Genomic DNA, 689 nt, shown 5'->3' with positions numbered 1-689 from the left:
CGCCCCCTTCGCCCGCGGCTGGCCGATCCTCCTGGAGGTCCTGGCGATCATGGCCGGCGGCATCACCCTGGCCCGCGTCATGGAGCGCGGCGGCGGGCACGCCGCCCTGGGCCGATGGCTCTCCGGCGGCACGGGCCCGGACTGGCCACCGCGCTGATGATGGTCCACGGCGTGGTGCCGTTCCTGGAGTCCGTCACCGGCTTCGGCGTGGGCGTGATCGTGTGCGTGCCGCTGCTGATCTCCCTCGGTTTCACCCCGTTCCGCGCCGCCTGCCTGGCCCTGCTCGGCCTGTCCGTGAACCCGTGGGGCTCCATGGCACCCGGCGCCCTGCTCGGCGCGCAGCTCACCGGCCTGGACTTCCGTCAGTTCGGCATCGCCACGGCGGTCTTCAACGTCGCCCCGGCGGTGGCCGCCGGCGTGGTCACCGCCCTGATCGTGCGCGGCTCCCGCTCAGATCGGCACGACGACGGCCCCCTCCTTCCCCTGCCCGTCCTCCTCGGCCGGTGGGTCCCCGTGGCCGTCGCCTCCGCGCTCGTCTACGCCGGGTTGCTCCTCGGGGCCAACACCCTGCTCGGCACCCCGCCGGCCGGTGCGGTGGCCGGCCTGCTCATGTCCCTGGTCTGGCGGGCCCTGATCGGGTGGCGGACCGCCCGCGGCGACCGCGGTGTCCGTGGACCACGCGGCCCCCG

1 protein-coding gene is annotated in these 689 nt (G+C 75.6%); it reads left to right on the top strand.

Translation table 11 applies throughout. From position 1 onward, the window contains the following. Positions 1-156: 156 nt before the first annotated feature. Positions 157-689: L-lactate permease (locus tag AC2W7A_RS13115; RefSeq protein WP_485991705.1), on the top strand; the 533-nt coding region annotated here is incomplete at its 3' end.

Source organism: Micrococcus sp. LASM2_SD2 (assembly GCF_057364565.1).
Note: the sequence above shows the minus strand (reverse complement) of the source record. Positions and strands in the feature narration are given on the sequence as shown.